This window comes from Streptomyces dryopteridis, assembly GCF_049606955.1.
In the GTDB taxonomy this organism is placed as follows: domain Bacteria; phylum Actinomycetota; class Actinomycetes; order Streptomycetales; family Streptomycetaceae; genus Streptomyces.
Genome location: NZ_CP187114.1, coordinates 368,897 through 383,936 on the forward strand (window position 1 = coordinate 368,897; position 15,040 = coordinate 383,936).

Annotated in this window: 15 protein-coding genes; all 15 read right to left on the reverse strand. The window is 70.8% G+C overall.

The genetic code is table 11. The features are described from left to right. Positions 1–87: 87 nt before the first annotated feature. Positions 88–1,335 carry a hypothetical protein gene (locus ACN20G_RS28140; protein WP_424216020.1) on the reverse strand — a complete coding sequence of 416 codons (1,248 nt, stop codon included), beginning with the start codon at positions 1,333–1,335 and terminating at the stop codon, positions 88–90. 49 nt (positions 1,336–1,384) lie between these two features. Then, positions 1,385–3,139, reverse strand: a complete 1,755-nt coding sequence (locus tag ACN20G_RS28145; protein WP_424216021.1) for a hypothetical protein — start codon at positions 3,137–3,139, stop codon at positions 1,385–1,387. Beyond that, complete coding sequence (locus ACN20G_RS28150; RefSeq protein ID WP_424216022.1) at positions 3,132–6,953, reverse strand: phage tail tape measure protein; 3,822 nt, start codon at positions 6,951–6,953, stop codon at positions 3,132–3,134. Before ACN20G_RS28150 ends, ACN20G_RS28145 begins: the two co-directional genes overlap by 8 nt. Positions 6,954–7,046: 93 nt before the next feature. After that, positions 7,047–7,358 (reverse strand): hypothetical protein, encoded by a 312-nt coding sequence (locus ACN20G_RS28155; RefSeq protein ID WP_424216023.1) that lies wholly within the window; start codon positions 7,356–7,358, stop codon positions 7,047–7,049. A 26-nt stretch (positions 7,359–7,384) separates the two neighbouring features. Next, positions 7,385–7,951 carry a hypothetical protein gene (locus ACN20G_RS28160; RefSeq protein ID WP_424216024.1) on the reverse strand — a complete coding sequence of 189 codons (567 nt, stop codon included), beginning with the start codon at positions 7,949–7,951 and terminating at the stop codon, positions 7,385–7,387. Continuing rightward, a complete protein-coding gene (locus ACN20G_RS28165) occupies positions 7,948–8,808 on the reverse strand; it encodes a hypothetical protein (RefSeq protein ID WP_424216025.1) in 861 nt (286 codons plus the stop codon). Before ACN20G_RS28165 ends, ACN20G_RS28160 begins: the two co-directional genes overlap by 4 nt. A 13-nt stretch (positions 8,809–8,821) precedes the next feature. Then, positions 8,822–9,253, reverse strand: a complete 432-nt coding sequence (locus ACN20G_RS28170) for a hypothetical protein (RefSeq protein WP_424216026.1) — start codon at positions 9,251–9,253, stop codon at positions 8,822–8,824. A gap of 2 nt (positions 9,254–9,255) precedes the next feature. Continuing rightward, positions 9,256–9,639 (reverse strand): hypothetical protein, encoded by a 384-nt coding sequence (locus ACN20G_RS28175; RefSeq protein ID WP_424216027.1) that lies wholly within the window; start codon positions 9,637–9,639, stop codon positions 9,256–9,258. Further along, entirely contained in the window at positions 9,636–10,088 is a 453-nt protein-coding gene (locus ACN20G_RS28180) for a DUF6093 family protein (RefSeq protein WP_424216028.1), read from the reverse strand. Before ACN20G_RS28180 ends, ACN20G_RS28175 begins: the two co-directional genes overlap by 4 nt. After that, entirely contained in the window at positions 10,085–10,663 is a 579-nt protein-coding gene (locus tag ACN20G_RS28185) for a hypothetical protein (RefSeq protein ID WP_424216029.1), read from the reverse strand. Before ACN20G_RS28185 ends, ACN20G_RS28180 begins: the two co-directional genes overlap by 4 nt. A 4-nt stretch (positions 10,664–10,667) precedes the next feature. Beyond that, complete coding sequence (locus tag ACN20G_RS28190; RefSeq protein WP_424216030.1) at positions 10,668–11,306, reverse strand: hypothetical protein; 639 nt, start codon at positions 11,304–11,306, stop codon at positions 10,668–10,670. A gap of 2 nt (positions 11,307–11,308) precedes the next feature. Continuing rightward, positions 11,309–11,899 carry a carbohydrate-binding protein gene (locus tag ACN20G_RS28195; RefSeq protein WP_424216031.1) on the reverse strand — a complete coding sequence of 197 codons (591 nt, stop codon included), beginning with the start codon at positions 11,897–11,899 and terminating at the stop codon, positions 11,309–11,311. Beyond that, positions 11,896–12,336: an IPT/TIG domain-containing protein gene (locus ACN20G_RS28200; protein ID WP_424216032.1), complete on the reverse strand. Its 441-nt coding sequence runs from the start codon at positions 12,334–12,336 to the stop codon at positions 11,896–11,898. The genes ACN20G_RS28195 and ACN20G_RS28200 overlap by 4 nt, the downstream gene beginning before the upstream one ends. Next, complete coding sequence (locus ACN20G_RS28205; protein WP_424216033.1) at positions 12,333–13,985, reverse strand: hypothetical protein; 1,653 nt, start codon at positions 13,983–13,985, stop codon at positions 12,333–12,335. Before ACN20G_RS28205 ends, ACN20G_RS28200 begins: the two co-directional genes overlap by 4 nt. Next, complete coding sequence (locus ACN20G_RS28210; protein ID WP_424216034.1) at positions 13,982–15,028, reverse strand: hypothetical protein; 1,047 nt, start codon at positions 15,026–15,028, stop codon at positions 13,982–13,984. Before ACN20G_RS28210 ends, ACN20G_RS28205 begins: the two co-directional genes overlap by 4 nt. Between the last annotated feature and the right edge of the window lie 12 nt (positions 15,029–15,040).

The window sequence follows — 15,040 nt, forward strand, 5'->3', positions numbered from 1 at the left end:
AAAGACCCCCACCCCCGGGCAACAGGCAGGGGTGGGGGGAGCAGCAGCGGCTACACGCCGTCCGGGGGCATGTCCGGCGGCCAGGTGTCAGGCGGGGGCGGGCCCGGCTGTCGGGTCGACTTCCCCCGCTTCTTCGCCCAGCAGGACAGTTCCCTCTCCAGCGCGGCGACCCTCCGTTCGAGCATGGTCACCCGGTCGAGGAGATCGGCCGGCGTCAGCGGTTGGGGCATGGGGCTCGGCCTCCAGATACAGGGTCACGGTCTCCGCGCGCCCGCGCTGCGCGGGGTTGATCTTCCACCCGATGACGCGGGTCAGCTCGCGGTACTCGTCGTGCCACAGGTCGTTGATCCGGACCCACACGTTCATGCCGAGGATGTCCGGCGTGAAGCGGCGGTCCGGTCGGATCACCAGCGAGGTCGGCTGGTTGACGTGGTTGTTCGCGGCCAGGTGCGTGCTGGCCAGGTCTTGGACCTGCTCAATCCCGCCGATGTCGTCGTCGACGAGTTCGCCCTGCACCTCCACCCCTTCGGACAGGCGCGGGTACGGGCCCGGGTTGAACTGGTCGTCGCGCTCCGCTGACGCAATGTGGGTGAGGGTCAACGACGGGTCGAGGCGTTGCGGGATCGACCCGGTGGCGATCACCCGGTTCACGAGCTGCGACGCGTCGTCGGCCGTCGTGTACGAGAGGATGTTCCCCGGCCGGCTCATGGTGCCGTGGAACCCCCGGTTGATCTTCGGGTGGGCGTGGACGAACCGCTTCCGCAGGATGCCGCCCACGTGGTCCTCGTACGGCTCCACGTACCACTCGAACCCGCCGAGCTCGTTCGCGATCGAGTCCAGGGACTCGCCCCAGTTCTTGTGGTCGGTCTCCCACGAGTTCCACCCCGTGTGGACCCCGGACCGCTGGTAGGACGCGATCAGGATCTCGATGTTCGCGCCTTCCATCGCCATGGCCTTGCGGACCATGCGCACGGCCACGTCCATGTTGTCGCCCTCGGTGCGGGCGTTGCCCTCCGTGTGGAGCCGGTACAGGTACGAGGCGAACCCGGAGCAGCCCAGGTGCGCCGTGATGGGGCCGCGCTCGGGGGCCTTGACGACCCGGGCCCACAGGATGCCGCCCCACCACACCTTCCCCCCGCCGGTCACCCACACGGCCGTCCGCCCCGGCACCAGCGCCCGGACCCTGCGGGCGATGTCCCGCGACGTGATCGGGATCGTGCAGCCGAGGCCGGGCACCTTGCCGATGAACTGCTCGAATTCGAGGTCGGCCACCGGCAGCGTGTCGAAGGGCCGGTTGTCCTTCACGGCCGAGAACATCACGCGGAAGTCGGGCAACAAGCTTCTGCTCCTGGTCGTCGTCGAGGCAACCGCGGATTCGGCCCGGTCACCAGCTGCCGTCCCGCCACCGGATCGACACTGCGTCGGCGGCCGGGTGGCCGGTGGACGGCCAGGTGAACCGGTTCGGGCCGGGGTCGAGGACGAAGGCTTCTTCGGGGGTCGAGTCCTGCATGGCCAGCTCGGACCGGTCCATGCCGGAAGAGTCCACGACCGTGCCCCGGGCGCAGTCGACCGTCAGGGACTCCCCGGCCGACAACGACATGTTGTAGCCCAGCGAGCGGCCCGAGGCCGTGTGGAAGAGCTGCGGGGCCGCCATGGGCCCGTAGAACTCCACCAGGGGCGCGACAGGCGCCGTGCCGCCGTTCGTGACGGTGGCGGCGCCCCCGTCACTGTCCAGCTTCACGTAGACCTCGTCCAGGTACCACGTCTCACCCTTGACGAACCCGGTGGTCTCCATGACCCGAACCCACATCTCGACCGCGTCGGCCGGCGGCGCCCACGGCTTCGACGTGATCTGTGCCCACGAGAGCCCCGGCGTGAGCCACGACGTGGCGGCGGACCGCTCGACGCCCTGCTTGTCCTTCCAGCGGAACTCGATCCCGAACCGCATGCCGGACCTGTTGGGCCCCCACACGTAGGCCGTCGCCGTGTACGAGCGGTCCCGGTCGCACTTCCACGGCTTCCCCGAGGAGATCCACCAGTTCGAGGACTCGTCCTGCTTGGGCACGTCCGCGTTCGCGCGGACCACCAGGCACTTGTCCGGGGACGGCGGCGCCCCCTGGCTCGTGTCGTGCTCCACGATCGCCGACGCGTTGTCCACCGGCGTCCACGTGCCGGTGTCCTTGTCGAACCCGGGGTCGGGGATGAGCGGCGGCGCCGCGTTCTCCATGGGGACGGCCGTCACCTGCGACCACCACCACCCCAGCCCGGCCGCCGGCCATCCCGCGCGACCTTCGATCCCCACCGTCATGGTCGTGGTGGTGGCCGGGACGGTCACCTCCCCGAACATGTACGCCCACGCCCCGGGCACGACCGTGAGGACGGGCCCGTACACCACGGTCCGGGCGCCGTTCTTGTCGTAGCAGCGCAGTGCGAACCGCATCGCGCGGTTGTCGGGGTGCTCGTGACGGACCCATGCCGACAGGCGCCACCGCTTCTCGGCGCCGATGGCGATCCGGTCGGGGTGCTCGACGTTGAGGGTCTTGGTCAGGTCGGCGGTCAGCGCCGTGACGCGGGCCGAGGGGATGCCGTTGCGGACCATCAGCGGGTCGTGCGTGACCCGGCCGACCTGCGGGCCGTTGGTGCACACCCACTTCCCCGTGTCGAGGATCATGTCCGGGTCCCCGGGCACCTGGTTCGGCTTCGGGCCCTGGCGGGCCCTGAGCGCGTACCGGATGGGGTCGGTGGCCTCCCACTGCGCCACCGCCTCCGGGACCGTCCCGGAGGCGTACAGGCGGCCCACGGGCACCTTGCGGCGGGTCGGCCGGGCAAAGCACATCAGGGGGCCGCGCTCGTCGAGGTCGACGACGAACGGGGACTCGCCCCACCCCGGGGCGGTCGCCCGATCCAGCTCGGCGACGGCCGCCCCGATCGCGGCCCGCCCGGCCCGGATGCTGATCCCGTCGACCGTGATCGTGCGCGCCTGCGCCCACTGCTCCCCGGCCCACACGCCGTGGGCCGTCGGCTTGGGCACGTTCGCGTCGTCGAGCGGTGGAGTCTCCTCCCACCCCTCCAAGTCGCGCCACCCGAATTTCGTGTGGTCCAGGGCCAGGCCCCGGAAAGTGATCGACGGCTTAGCCACGTCCCCGCATCTCCCACATGAGGTCATGGGCCACCTCGGCGGCGGTGGCCCCGGACTGCTGGTAGTACGCCCCGATCTGCACGGCCGCCCCCGCGCGCCCCTGGCGCGCCGTGGCGGCCGTCAGGTGCCGCTCCAGCCCCTCGAACATGTCGCGGAGCTGCGCCCGGGATACGCCCTGGCCGGCGGCCTGCTGGCCCACGGTGGGCCCCCACGCGACCTGGCCGCCGAAGCGTTGGACGACCTGCTCGGCGATGGCCTTCGACCGGCCGCGCTTCTGCGCGGACAGGGGGATGTACGCCTCCCCGCCGGTCTCCGGCTCCGCCCACGTCCGCGTGCCGAGTCCGAACTGTGCTTCGTGGACCTCCCGCCCCCGGGCGGCGCCGGACGCCGACGGCTCGACGATGCCACCGGCCGCGAACCCCAACGCCTGCCGCGCCATCGAGGAGATGTTGGCCACGATGTTGAACACCTTGTCGGCGATGCCCATACCGCGCACGCCTTGGATCTTGCTGATGGCGTCCGACGAGTCGCCCTTGAGCATCTGCGTCAGGGTGTCGAGCTGCTGCGCGTTCAGCCCGGTGCGCTTCTGGTTGGCGTCGGAGTCGTCGCCCTTCATGTACTGCGTGAGCGCTTCGAGCTGCTGCGCGTTCAGGCCGATGCGCTTCATGTTCGCGTCGGAGTCGTCACCGTTGAGGTACTGCACCAGCGCGGTGAGCTGCGCCGCGTTCAGCCCGGCGATCTTCGCCAACGCCTCGGAGTCGTCGGCCGTGATCTCCTGGGTCTTCTCGTCCGGGTTCCAGCCCTGCACCTCGGCCTGTTTGCGGACCGCGTCCGCGATGTCCCCGCCGATGGTCTGGAGCCGGTCAAGGGGCGTCCACTCGTCGGCGGACTGCTGCTTCGACTTCAAGTCCGTGTCGTCGCCGAGGAGCTTCTGTGTCTTGTCGGACAGCTCGGTGAGGTCGAGGGTCCTGAGCTTGTCCATGGCGTCGGAGGAATCCGCGGTGACCTTGAAACGGCCGTCGGGCATCTCCTTGAGCTTGAACCCGATCTCCTCCAGCGCGGTGCGCACGGCGTCGGTGGGCGCGGTGATGAGGATGTCTTTCCCGGCCGGGACGTTCAGGATCTCGGACCGGATCTCGCCGAGCTGCCGTTGCGTGTCGGTGCCGTTGATCAGTTCCAGGCGGGTGGCGACCTCGGACGGGATCAGCCCCATGGCGTCGGCCACGGCCGTAGCAGCGGACTTCGTCAGGCCCATGGACTCGCCGAGCGCGATGGCGCGTTCGCGGGCGTCGGACATGATCTGCGTCTTCTCGCCCATGCTGCTGACGCCGTCCATCGCCCCCAGCGCGGCCGTCCTCAAGTCGTTCAAGCTGGTCTTGAGGTCTTCCCCCTCCTTCGTCGCCGTGGACAGCTTCCCGCCGGCCTCGAGAACGGACGCGGACCACTGCGTGTTCGACTCCCGCGCACCGTCGAGGCTCGTCCGGTTCTGCTCGGTCTGCTCGGCGAGCTTCCGCATCGTCGAGTTGAACCGGTCGGTGGCCTGCTCCGCCGACAGGCTGTCGCCGCTGAGCAGCGCCCACGCGTCGTTCAACGCCTTGGCCCGCTGCTCCGCCGTGGACGTGGTCTCGTTCAAGACCTTGAGGGAGTTGTTCCAGGCGTCCGAGGCACCCATGGCCTCCTCGGCGCCCTTCCGCGACTCGGACAGGGCGCGGGACAGCTTGCGGGCCTCGGCCTCGGACTCGCGCGCGGTGTCGGCCTGCCGCTCCAGCGCGGTGGCGGCCAGGCCGTATTTCGCGGCGGCCAAGGATGCCTTGTCGGCCGCGTCGGACTGCGCGTCTCCCTCGTTGATGAGTGCCTGCTGCTTGGCCTCGGCCGCCTTCTGCGACTGCCGCATCCCGTCGGCGAGGGCCTGTAGGCCGGTGCTGCCGCGCTGGTAGGCGGTGGTCAGCCCGTCGAGTCCAACGCCCTGTTCCTTGAGCACGTCGCCGAGCTTCGTCGTACCGCCCTGCACGTGCTCGTCCGCTGCTGCCATGGCCATCTTGGCGGCCGTGGCCCGGGTCAGGGTGCCCGCGTTGGCGTTCAGCTCCTCGGAGAGGGCCGTCACCTGCGCCTTGTGCTCGGCGGCGGCCTGCTTGGCCCGCGCGTTGGCCTCGGCCCACAGCCCGGCGCCGATCGTGGCGCCCATCAGCGCCACCCCCAGGGGCCCGCCGAGGACCCCCAGGAGCCCGGCCCCGGCGGCCTTGAGTCCGACTCCGGCCGCCGCTGCGGTTCCGGCCGAGCGGCCGAACCGGTCGGCGCCCACGGCGGCGTTGAGGAACGCCCCCTGCATCTGCGCGATGACCGGCACGCGCTGGCCGAGCATCCCGATCGCGGTCCCGAACTTCCCGAGCTGCATCGTGCCGATCCCGGCCACGTTGGACACGACCTGCGCGGCGCGGGCGGACGCGGTGAGCTGCCCCGGCACGGCGCCAAGCGTGGCGCCGAGGGCGGACACCCGCGCCCGCATCGCGACGAGCGCACCGACGGCCGCCACGGCGACCATCATCGGCCCCGACAGCCCGGCGAACCCTGACCCGGCCGCCCCGGCCAGGTCCACCACGGGGCCGAGGACGGTGGCGATCAGCGACATGACCGGCGCGAACCCGGACGCGGCTTCCTTGGCCTTCGAGAACCCGGCCCCGATCCCCGGCAGCGACTCGGAGATGAGGCCCGACGCCCCGCGTGCGATCGCTTCGAGGCCCGGTGCGATGGACTCGTAGATTTCGGTCCCGGCGCCGATCAGCTGGGATTGCAGCTGCTTCATGGCCCCGCCGAGACCCTTCGTGTTCGCCTTGGCGAGCTCGAGCGCGGAGCCCTGCTTGCCGACCGCCTGCGACACCTTGTCGAAGGCGGCCGGGCCCTGCTCGGCGAGGGCGAGCATCCCGGCCAGGTTCTCGCGACCGAACGCGGTCGCGGTGGCGGCCTGGAACTCCTGGTCGGTGAGGTTCTTCTTAGCGGCCGTCATCTGCTCGATGACCGTGCGCATCCCCTTGAACTTGCCCTGCTGGTCGTACACGGACAGGCCGAGTGCGTCCATGGCGGCCTTGGCGTTCTTCGACGGCGACGCCAACGAGGCCAGGGCGCCGCGCATCGCGGTCCCGCCCATCTCCCCCTTGATGCCGGCATTTCCGAGCATCGCGATCGCGGTCGCCGCGTCCTCGATGCTGATCCCGAAGGTTTTCGCGACGGGGCCCGCGTACTTCATGGAGTTGTACACGTCCACGAGGCTGATGCTCGAAGCGTTGGCGGCGTTGGTGAGCACGTCCGTCACGCGGGCCGTCTGGTCGGCGGACAAGCCGAACTGCTGCATCATGTCCGAGGCCATCATGGCGGCCTCGCCGATCCCCACCTCTGCGGCCGTCGCGAGGACGATCGTCGAGCGGGCGGCCGTCATGGAGTCCTGCACCGAGAACCCGCTCTTCGACAGCTCCAACATGGCCTCGGCCGCGTCGGCCGCCGTCGACCCGGGCAGCTCCATGTCGTTGCCGAGCGCCTTCGCGGTGGCACGCATCTGCTCCATCTGCGCGGACGTGGCCTGCGTGATGACGCCCCACTTCTCGGCGTTCAGGTTGAACTGGTTGCCCGCCGTCACGATGGCGCCGAGTCCGCCGATGATGGCGCCGCCCGCCAGGACCGCGCCCAGCCCTTTGAGCTGCGCGGCGGCCATGTTTGCGCCGGACTGGAGCGTGCCGACGGACCGCGCGGCGCCGGCCATCGTCCCGGCGAATCCGGGCGCGTCAGCGCGCACCACCACGCGTACGGTGCGGTCGGCCACCGGGTGGCTCCGTTCTCTGTGCAGATGTAGCCGCGGCGGGACCTTCGGCCCGGGGAAGAGGGCGAAGGTCCTACCGCGGTGGTGTGGGGGGTGCTACTCGTCGGGCGGGAGCTGCCGGACGAGGACCTTCACGCCGTGCCGGGGCTGCTCGGCCTCGGCCAGCTCGGCCACGCGCTCCTCGCGGGCCTTGCAGCCATGGCAGCGGATCAGCTCGGTGACGAACCCGCCGTCGTCCTCCAGCGACTCCGAGAGGGGCTGTCCGCACCCGGCGCAGGTCTCGTCCTGGATGCGCTGCCACTCGACGGCCAGGGCAGTGTCGTCCTCCGTCCACGCGCCCTCACCGGCCGCCACGGCCCGGCCCATGAACACCGAGTAGGGGATGCCGCGCGGCCCGCAGTAGGCCATGTGCGCCCGCAGCTCCGGAGAGCGGGTCAGGCGCTCGCGGGTTTTGGGCCGACCTCGACCACCCCGAGCTGCGCGGCCAGGGCGGTGGAGTACAGGACGGCGATCTGCCCGTCGGACAGCTCGTCCCACAGGGCGGCCCACTCCTCCGGGGTGCCGGCCGGTTCGACGGCCATCGCGGCGCACAGGGCGGCGGCGAGGCCGTCTTGGTCGACCTCGGGCATCACGGGGTCAACGCCCAGGAACGCGGCCTTCCTGCGGGCGTCGTCGAGCTGCGCGTCCGTGGGCGGGTTCTGCCCGACGAGGACCCGGTACCGGCGGGACGGGATGCCCTGGAACACGAACGTCTGCCGCGACTCCTCGGCCTGCTCGTGCAGCGCGCGCAGCCGCTCGCGCAGGGCCGGGGCCTGGTCGGGCTCGTTGGACTCCTCGTCCAGCTCGATCGCGTAGGCGAGCTGGCGTTCCGCCTGCTCGATCGCGTCGGCCACCTCCCCGTCGAGGACGAGCGGCACGGACTTGCGGGGCCGGCGGATGCGGGCCGCCACGTCGGCCGCCGTGCGGCGGCCGACGGGCAGAGGGCCGAGAGGATCACTCACGCGGTCGTCACCGAGGTCTTGGCCGGGTCGGAGTCGCCGTCCTGAAGGTGGTCGCCGACCGCAACCACGGTCACGTCGTACTGCGTCGCGGTCGTCAGGCCGGTGAAGGCGGCGCCCATGGTGGTGGGCTTGCCGTCCACGTAGTCGCCCTCTGCCACCACGCCCTCGACCGTGACGGGTTCCTCGCCATCGGCGAACGTGTGCTTGACGGCGCTGGCCTTGTAGGACACGGCCTTCGCGACGACCGGCCACTCCACCTCGAACTCGGTCGCCTTCGGCGTCCCCTTGGCCTTCACGGAGGCCGGGGCGGGCAGCTTCTTCACGGCCGTGGTGCCGGTCACCACCGCGTCGAAGCTGGGGGCGCCGGTCTGGCCGAGGGTGATCGTCACGGCGTTGGCGTCGGTGCCGATGTCGTCCGAGGCGCGGGCGGTGACGGTGCAGGTGTAGACCTCCACGCGGTCGTCCAAGGTGGGCTTGGCGGGCGGCATGGCCGAGGGGCCCTTGCCGAGGCCGGTGGCCTTGTCCTGCGCGTTGCCCCAGCGGGAGACGACGAGGAACCCCATCTCCTCGTCACGCATCAGGTTCCACACGAGGTCCGCCGTGCCGAGGCTGTCGCGCCACGCGTTGATCGTGATCGCGTCGCCGCCCTTCGTGCCCGGCGCGGACTTGTTCCACAGCGACGAGGCGTCCGAGATGTCGATGGTGTTCGTGCTGGTGGGGGTCTTGAGGCCGTCGCGCTTGACCAGGTGGGTGATCTCGTCACCGGCCGCGATCTCGGCGGCGGCCGGCTTGAGCACGTCGGTGATCTGCTTGCACCAGTAGATGCGGCCAAGGCCGGTGAATGACCGTCGAGCCATCGGGGGTTACTCCTTATCGGGGGGTGGTGCGGTAGCGGTAGAGGTCGGCCCGGTACCAGCCCGTTTCGGCGGGGCGGTCCGGGTCGCTGGGGGTGGCGCGGGTGACCGGGGCGCCGACGATGTGTTCGGCGTCGGCGAGCCACGACCGGCCGGTGGGCGGGGGCCCGTCGGTGACGGCCAGGGCGACCGTGCGGGCCTTCTCGGCCGTCAGGTCCACCGCTTGCCGGGACGGCCCGCAGGCGGTCACCTGTAGGTCGACGGTGCGGTCGACGCTGGTGTCGGACACTGGGCCGTCGGGGGTCTGCTCGGCGACCTGGTAGACGACGACGAACCGGCCGACGAGCGGGGCGAGCTTGTCGTCCTTGGCCTCGGCGTCGCCGGTCGGAATGCGGGCAGCACGGAGCGCCCCGATCAGGAGATCCGTCGGGGTGATGGGAAGGGCCACGGCTACCTCGTCGCGTCCCGGACGGCCCGGACCATGCCCGCGTAGAACCCGCTGGCCTCGGCGGCCAGGGCCGGGCCCAGGTGCGGGATCGGGGCGTTGCGGGATGTGCCGAACTCGATGATGTTGCCCAACGCGCCTTGGCGGCGGGCCTTGTCGGGGCCGACCTCGGCCCACACCGACGCCGGCCCCGACGCCCGCAGGTCGTAGGTGATCGAGTTCGCGTAGTGCTTGCGGTAGCCGGACCCCGCGCCCCGGCGCCGCGAGTCGGCCTTGATGTGGTTCGCGGACACCTCGACGGCCTGCCGGGCGGTGACGGCCAGGAGCGCGGGCATCACCCCGAACGCGGCGATCACCTGCCCGGCCCCGTGCACGCGGATGCTGGTCACCGGGCCACCTCCTGGCACGCGAGCCTTCGGGCAGTGACGTTCGTGCCCCGGTCGATCGATTCGACCTTGAGCCGCTTCCCGGTCAGCGACGGGTCGTCCGAGGACGCGATGGTGATCTGGTCGTTGACCTGCACGCCCACCACCTCGAACGGGATGCTGACCGTGTAGGACCACGTCTCGACCACCACCACCCCGGTCTTGTCCGCGACGGCCCCGCGCGCGGAGGGCCGGACCTGGCACTCCCCAGACCACACCGGCTCGACCACGGGCACGTCCTTGTCCGGGTCGTTCGGGTCCGGCCGGGAGCCCTTGACCCGCTCCACCCGGCACTCGTCGCGCATCAGGGCCCGCGCGGCCGCGCGGGCCTCGGCCAGGAACGCGCGCCCCGGCAGAGTGCCGACGCCGAACGACGGACCGGCAGGCGGGCCGGTCACCGCGGATTCGGTCATCGGCACTTCACCATCTGCGCGCGCTGCACGGGCACGATCGAGGCAAGGGCCTTCTCCTCGCCGGGCAGGAGCCCGGACGAGGTGGCGATCTGCTCGGCCGCGTACGTGACGCTGTAGTTGTCGATGGACTGCTGTCGGATGCCGGCCTCCATCCCGGCCGGGGTGTCGGCGAGGCGGGAGGCGACGGCGCAGCACAGGTCCACCAGCTCGTCAGGGATCGGGTCGAAGCCGTGCGTGTAGGTCACCTCCACCAGCCGGACCAGGAGCGCGGGCCGGTCGGGGAGGGTGAGCCGGTCGGCGCCGTCCCACCGCCACCCGGTGAGGGCGACGGGCAGGCCGGTGTCGTCGATGTACTCGACCCGGGTCACCTCGACGACGGGCGGGGCGACGAGCTTCACCCGGTGCTCGTCGACAGCGAGACGGGCAGTCGACGAGCGGCGGGTGATGGGCTGCCCGGCCGCCCGCCGGATACGGGTCGAGGCCCGGTCCAGTAGCGCGGCCTCGGCGCCGGCGGGGAGCTGGTAGCCGAGGCGGGCCGCGTCGTTGGGCTCGGCGAGCGGCGGGAGCAGCGTCACGGCCTCACACCCCCGAGGGGACGTACGCGCAGACGGAAGCGGCGTCGTCGGTGACCCACTTCCCGTCCCGCTTCGTCTGCTGATGGACGACGAAGAGACTCCAGCCGGGCAGGACTCCCGGGAACAGCTTCTCGTCGTTGCCGTCCTCGTCGGGCGCCTGAGTCTCGGAGGAGAGCAGGCGCCACGTGAGGACGCTCAACTCCTTGACGTTGACCGCGTGGAGCTGCTGAATCAGCCACCGCTCGGTCTTGCCCTTGGCGTTGAACATGAGGGTCACCGGAACCGCGCCCGACGAGGCGGCGCCGATCGCGGCCCGCAGGCGAATGGTCGGCGTGAGGACTTCCACGGCTTCCACGCGGCCGGTCAGCTTCCCGATCGCGGCCTTCTGCTCATTGACCTTGAACGACATGTTCTGCACCGACTGAGCCAACCGTTGCCCGAGGGCTTGCAGCTCCTTGAACTCGTCCTTCGTCGCGAACTTCGACGTGTCGGGGATCTGGTCTTCGAGCTGCCCTAGCTTCTGCTCGAACTGCCCGAGCTGGCGTTTGTGCTCGCCGAGGGTGCGTTCCTGCGCGGCCTGCTTGGCCTCGATCTTCTCGAACCGGGTGTCGTAGTCCGGATAGTCCGGCCCGTGCTCGGCCACGGTCAGAACTCGAGATCGGCGGCGGTCACGTACCGGCTGGTGGGCTCGTCGTCGCCGGTGGTGGGGCGCTTGGGCGGGGTGATCTGGAGTTCCTTCTCGCAGGCGGTGAGGCGGGCGAGTGCCCACGTGGCGTCCTTGCGGACCTCGGGGTCCGGCGCCCCGTTGGTGCCGTCGGTGCCGTCCTTGCCGTTCTTGCCGTCGGTGCCGTTCTTGCCGTGCGCGGTGAACAGCGCCCAGTAGGTGGCCTCGTTGGCGCCCTCGCCGGGCTTGTCGGTGGCCTCGGACTGGTGGGCCTTGATGCACCGGTACTGTCCGTCCTTGCCCGCGACGAGGTCGCCGACGGTGTACTTCGTGGACACCTTCCAGTCGCCCCGGGCGGTCAGGGCCTTGCCCTCCAGAGCGGCGATCTTCGCCTTAGCGTCGTTGTTCGCGGTCTCCAGCGCGGACACCTTGCCCTGGAGCGCGGTGATCTTGCCCTCGGCGGCGGTGAGCTTGCCTTCGGCGGTGGTGATCCGCGCGCGGTCGGCGGCTGCTTCCCGCTCGATCTTGTCGAACCGGGTCTCGTAGTCCGGGTTCACGGGGTAGTCGGTCATGGCTTCACCTCGAAGCAGTCGGTACGCCAGGCCAGGGCCTTGGAGCCCTTGCGGATGGACACGGTGTAGCGGGCCGGGGTCATCCCGGCGGGCACCTTGCACGTGATCTTGTGGTCGGTGACGAACACGAAGTCGGTGGCGGGCTTGTGGCCGACCATGACGGTGTCCACGTCGGGGTTGGCCTTCTTGACGTTGCGGACCGTGAGGGTCAGCGTGTCGCCGGCCTTTCCGCTCTCGGGGGCCACGGCGTCGAGGGCAGGCACGTTGGACTCGTTCTCGATGATCGTCAGCCGGTCACGGAGCTGGATCTCAGACCGGGCGTAGTAGTTCAGCCGGTCACGGACCCACGCCAGGAACAGGTTCAGCGGGCCGTCCCACGCGGTGGCGCCCTTCTGCGGGATCGGTGGGGCGGGCGGGGGCGGCGGGGGTGTGGTCACGGCCCATCACCCCCGTACGGGCCTTCGCCGTACTCGCCGTCCCCGTACGAGGACAAGGTGGTGACCTTGTCGGACTCGGGGCCGATGATCTGGATGTTGGCGCCGTTCGCGGCGTGGACCCGGTAGCGGTAGGTCGTTCCGGCGGCGGCCGTCGTGTCCTGGTACGTCTTCGTCCCGACGTTGACCTGTGCCATCGTCCTGGCCTTGTCCCACGTCTGTGCCTCCTCGCGACGCAGGACGACGTAGTTCGTCGTGTCGGCCTCAGTCGATGTCCATGTGACCTGCACATCCGTGGGTTTCGGATTGGCGCCGATGGCCGGCTTCGAGGGCATGGCGGGGAACGTCACCGTGAGCTTGGTCGACGGGTCCGACTCCGTGGGCCCGTTGAGGGCGATCATGCGGAACTCGACCGGTCCGGGACCGTACGCCTTCGTGGGGGTGTGCGTGGCGGTCGTGGCGTCCTTCGCGGCAGCGACCTTCGTCGGCCATCCGCCGGTCTGGTCGTCGCACTCCCACCGCAGGCCGGTGATGCTGGCCTGGTCGGGGTACTTGTCCCAACGGATCTGGACCGAGGTAGGGGTGGCGACCTTGGCGATCAACGGCGGGTCGGGCTTCTTGGGCTTGGCGGGCGGTGCCGGAATGGCGATGGGGTCCGACGGCGGGGACGCGGCCGAGAACACGTTGGGCCCGTTGTAGGCGGTCACGTCGTACACGTACGACTTCCCGGCGACGAGCGGGCCCACGTCGGTGGCCTCCCGCGAGGCCGCGTTGATGTCCCGCTTCACGATGGACCACTGCGCGCCCGGGTCCTCGCGGCGGCGCAGCAGGTAGTGCGTGGTGTCCTTCCCGTCATGCGCCCACCCCACGATGACGCCCGTCGGCGTGGGCTTCGAGCCCGGCTTGAGGGCGGGCTTGCCCGGGGTGGCCGGCTGCTTCTTCGGCGGCGGCCCGGCGGTCTTCACCGTGAGCTTGACGGGCAGGGACGGCCGTAGACCGGCCTTCGTGGCCGTCACCGTGACGGCGTAGCTCGTCGCCTGCTTGAGGCCCGAGAACATGGCCTTGTTGCCGCTGACGGTCCCGGTGTGGGACACCGACCCGTCCGACGCGGTGACCACGACCGTGATCCCGTCCGGGGCCGTCCACTCGATCGTGAACCCGTCGGCGAGCGGCAGGCCCTTGACCCTGACGCCGATCAGCGGCACCCGGCCGGGCAGCAGGCCCGTGGAGATCACGTCAGGGAGTTGGAACGGGCGCACGTTCAACGTGGCGCCACCGGGGCCGCTCATCTTGACGTGCAGGGACCCGTCACGCTTCATGTGCCGGCCGCCCTTGAACGGGCCGGTCAGGTGCTGCCCTGGGGGCACGGGGATGTGCAGCGGCCCGTACCCGGCCAAGTTGGCGGGTGGGTTGTCCCCGGCGTCCACGACCAGCTCGACGAGCGGCCCCGGCAGGGCCTCGACGATCAGCAGGAGTTTGTCCGCCGGGACGCCGGTCAGGCGCAGCGCGTCCCCGGCGACGAGGGTGTAGAAGTCCACGCCGCTGATGGGGATCAGGAAGTCGTCGACCTCGGGGCGCGGCACGTCCACGTCGATCGGTGGCCCGAACGGCGGCCCGTCGTGGCCGCCGTCCGGCGTGTGGTCGTCGGTCACCGGCGGCGGCCCTTCGGCGCCGGGGCCTCGCCCTCGTCGTCGCCGTCCGTGCTCGCGTCGTCGCCCGCGGGCTCGTCGGCGGCGGGAACGGTGCCCTCGTCCTCGGCCGGGGCCGGTTCGTCGGCCGCGTCGCTGCCGCCCGAGCTGATGGTGATGGACTCAGGGTCGAAGAACGTCGTGTGCGTGACCGACGCGGACACCAGCACCTCGGGCCGGATCACCTTGGAGCCGTACAGGTGCAGGCCCTTGAGGCCCTGGTTGAACCGGAGCTCCATCTTGAACGCTTCGGTCTTGGCGATCTGCTGCGCGAACGTGCAACCCATGCGGTGGCCGGCCAGGACGCGGCCCTTCTTCGGGGTCGGGGTGGTGGCGCCGTCGCAGTTGTTCGACATCATGATGTCGAACCCGGCCGCCCTGCCGACGATGCCGTTCCTGAGTCCCTGCTCGGTCCCGGACTCGTTGACCTTCACGAACCGGGAGTCCAGGAGCAGCGCCCCGTGCACCTCGGGCGGGACGATCAGCCACCGGCCCTCGAACGGCACCTTCTGCTTGTCCATGGCGATGCGCAGCGGGACGAGGAGCTTGGTCCACGCGTCGGCCGGGTCGGCGGTGATGTCCACGGTCAGCTTGGTGCGGGCGCCGGCGTGCATCTGGTCGGCGAGGTACTTGTCCGCTTCCTCGGCCAGGCCGTACGCGGCCAGGGACGCGGCCTCGCCCATGACGGCGCCGCCGGACAGCGCCTGCGCGTTCTCGATGTCGTCCAGCTCGAACGCGAAGTAGGGGGCCTGGTCGATGATCAGGACATCGTCGGTGTCGACCAGGGACTCCACCTTGATGTCCTTGTGCGGCACGTACTTGCCGATGGTCGGCGGCTTCACGGCGGTGATGTTGACGCGGTCACCGGCGCGCTTGATGTCGCCCTCGTAGTCGCGGTTGATCACTCCGGACTGCCCGAAGACGTGCGCGTTGCGGAGTGCTACGAGGATCTTCGCGGACCAGATCGCGGGGACGAACTTGGTGACCGTTGTTCCTGCAATGGCCATGGTGGGGGTCCT

What these genes read in the sequence shown, in the direction of transcription:
- ACN20G_RS28155 (WP_424216023.1), bottom strand. Translation starts at nt 7,358, where the DNA reads ATGGCCTACTGCGGGCCGCGCGGCATCCCCTACTCGGTGTTCATGGGC.
- ACN20G_RS28165 (WP_424216025.1), bottom strand. Translation starts at nt 8,808, where the DNA reads ATGGCTCGACGGTCATTCACCGGCCTTGGCCGCATCTACTGGTGCAAG.
- ACN20G_RS28180 (WP_424216028.1), bottom strand. Translation starts at nt 10,088, where the DNA reads ATGACCGAATCCGCGGTGACCGGCCCGCCTGCCGGTCCGTCGTTCGGC.
- ACN20G_RS28195 (WP_424216031.1), bottom strand. Translation starts at nt 11,899, where the DNA reads ATGACCGACTACCCCGTGAACCCGGACTACGAGACCCGGTTCGACAAG.
- ACN20G_RS28210 (WP_424216034.1), bottom strand. Translation starts at nt 15,028, where the DNA reads ATGGCCATTGCAGGAACAACGGTCACCAAGTTCGTCCCCGCGATCTGG.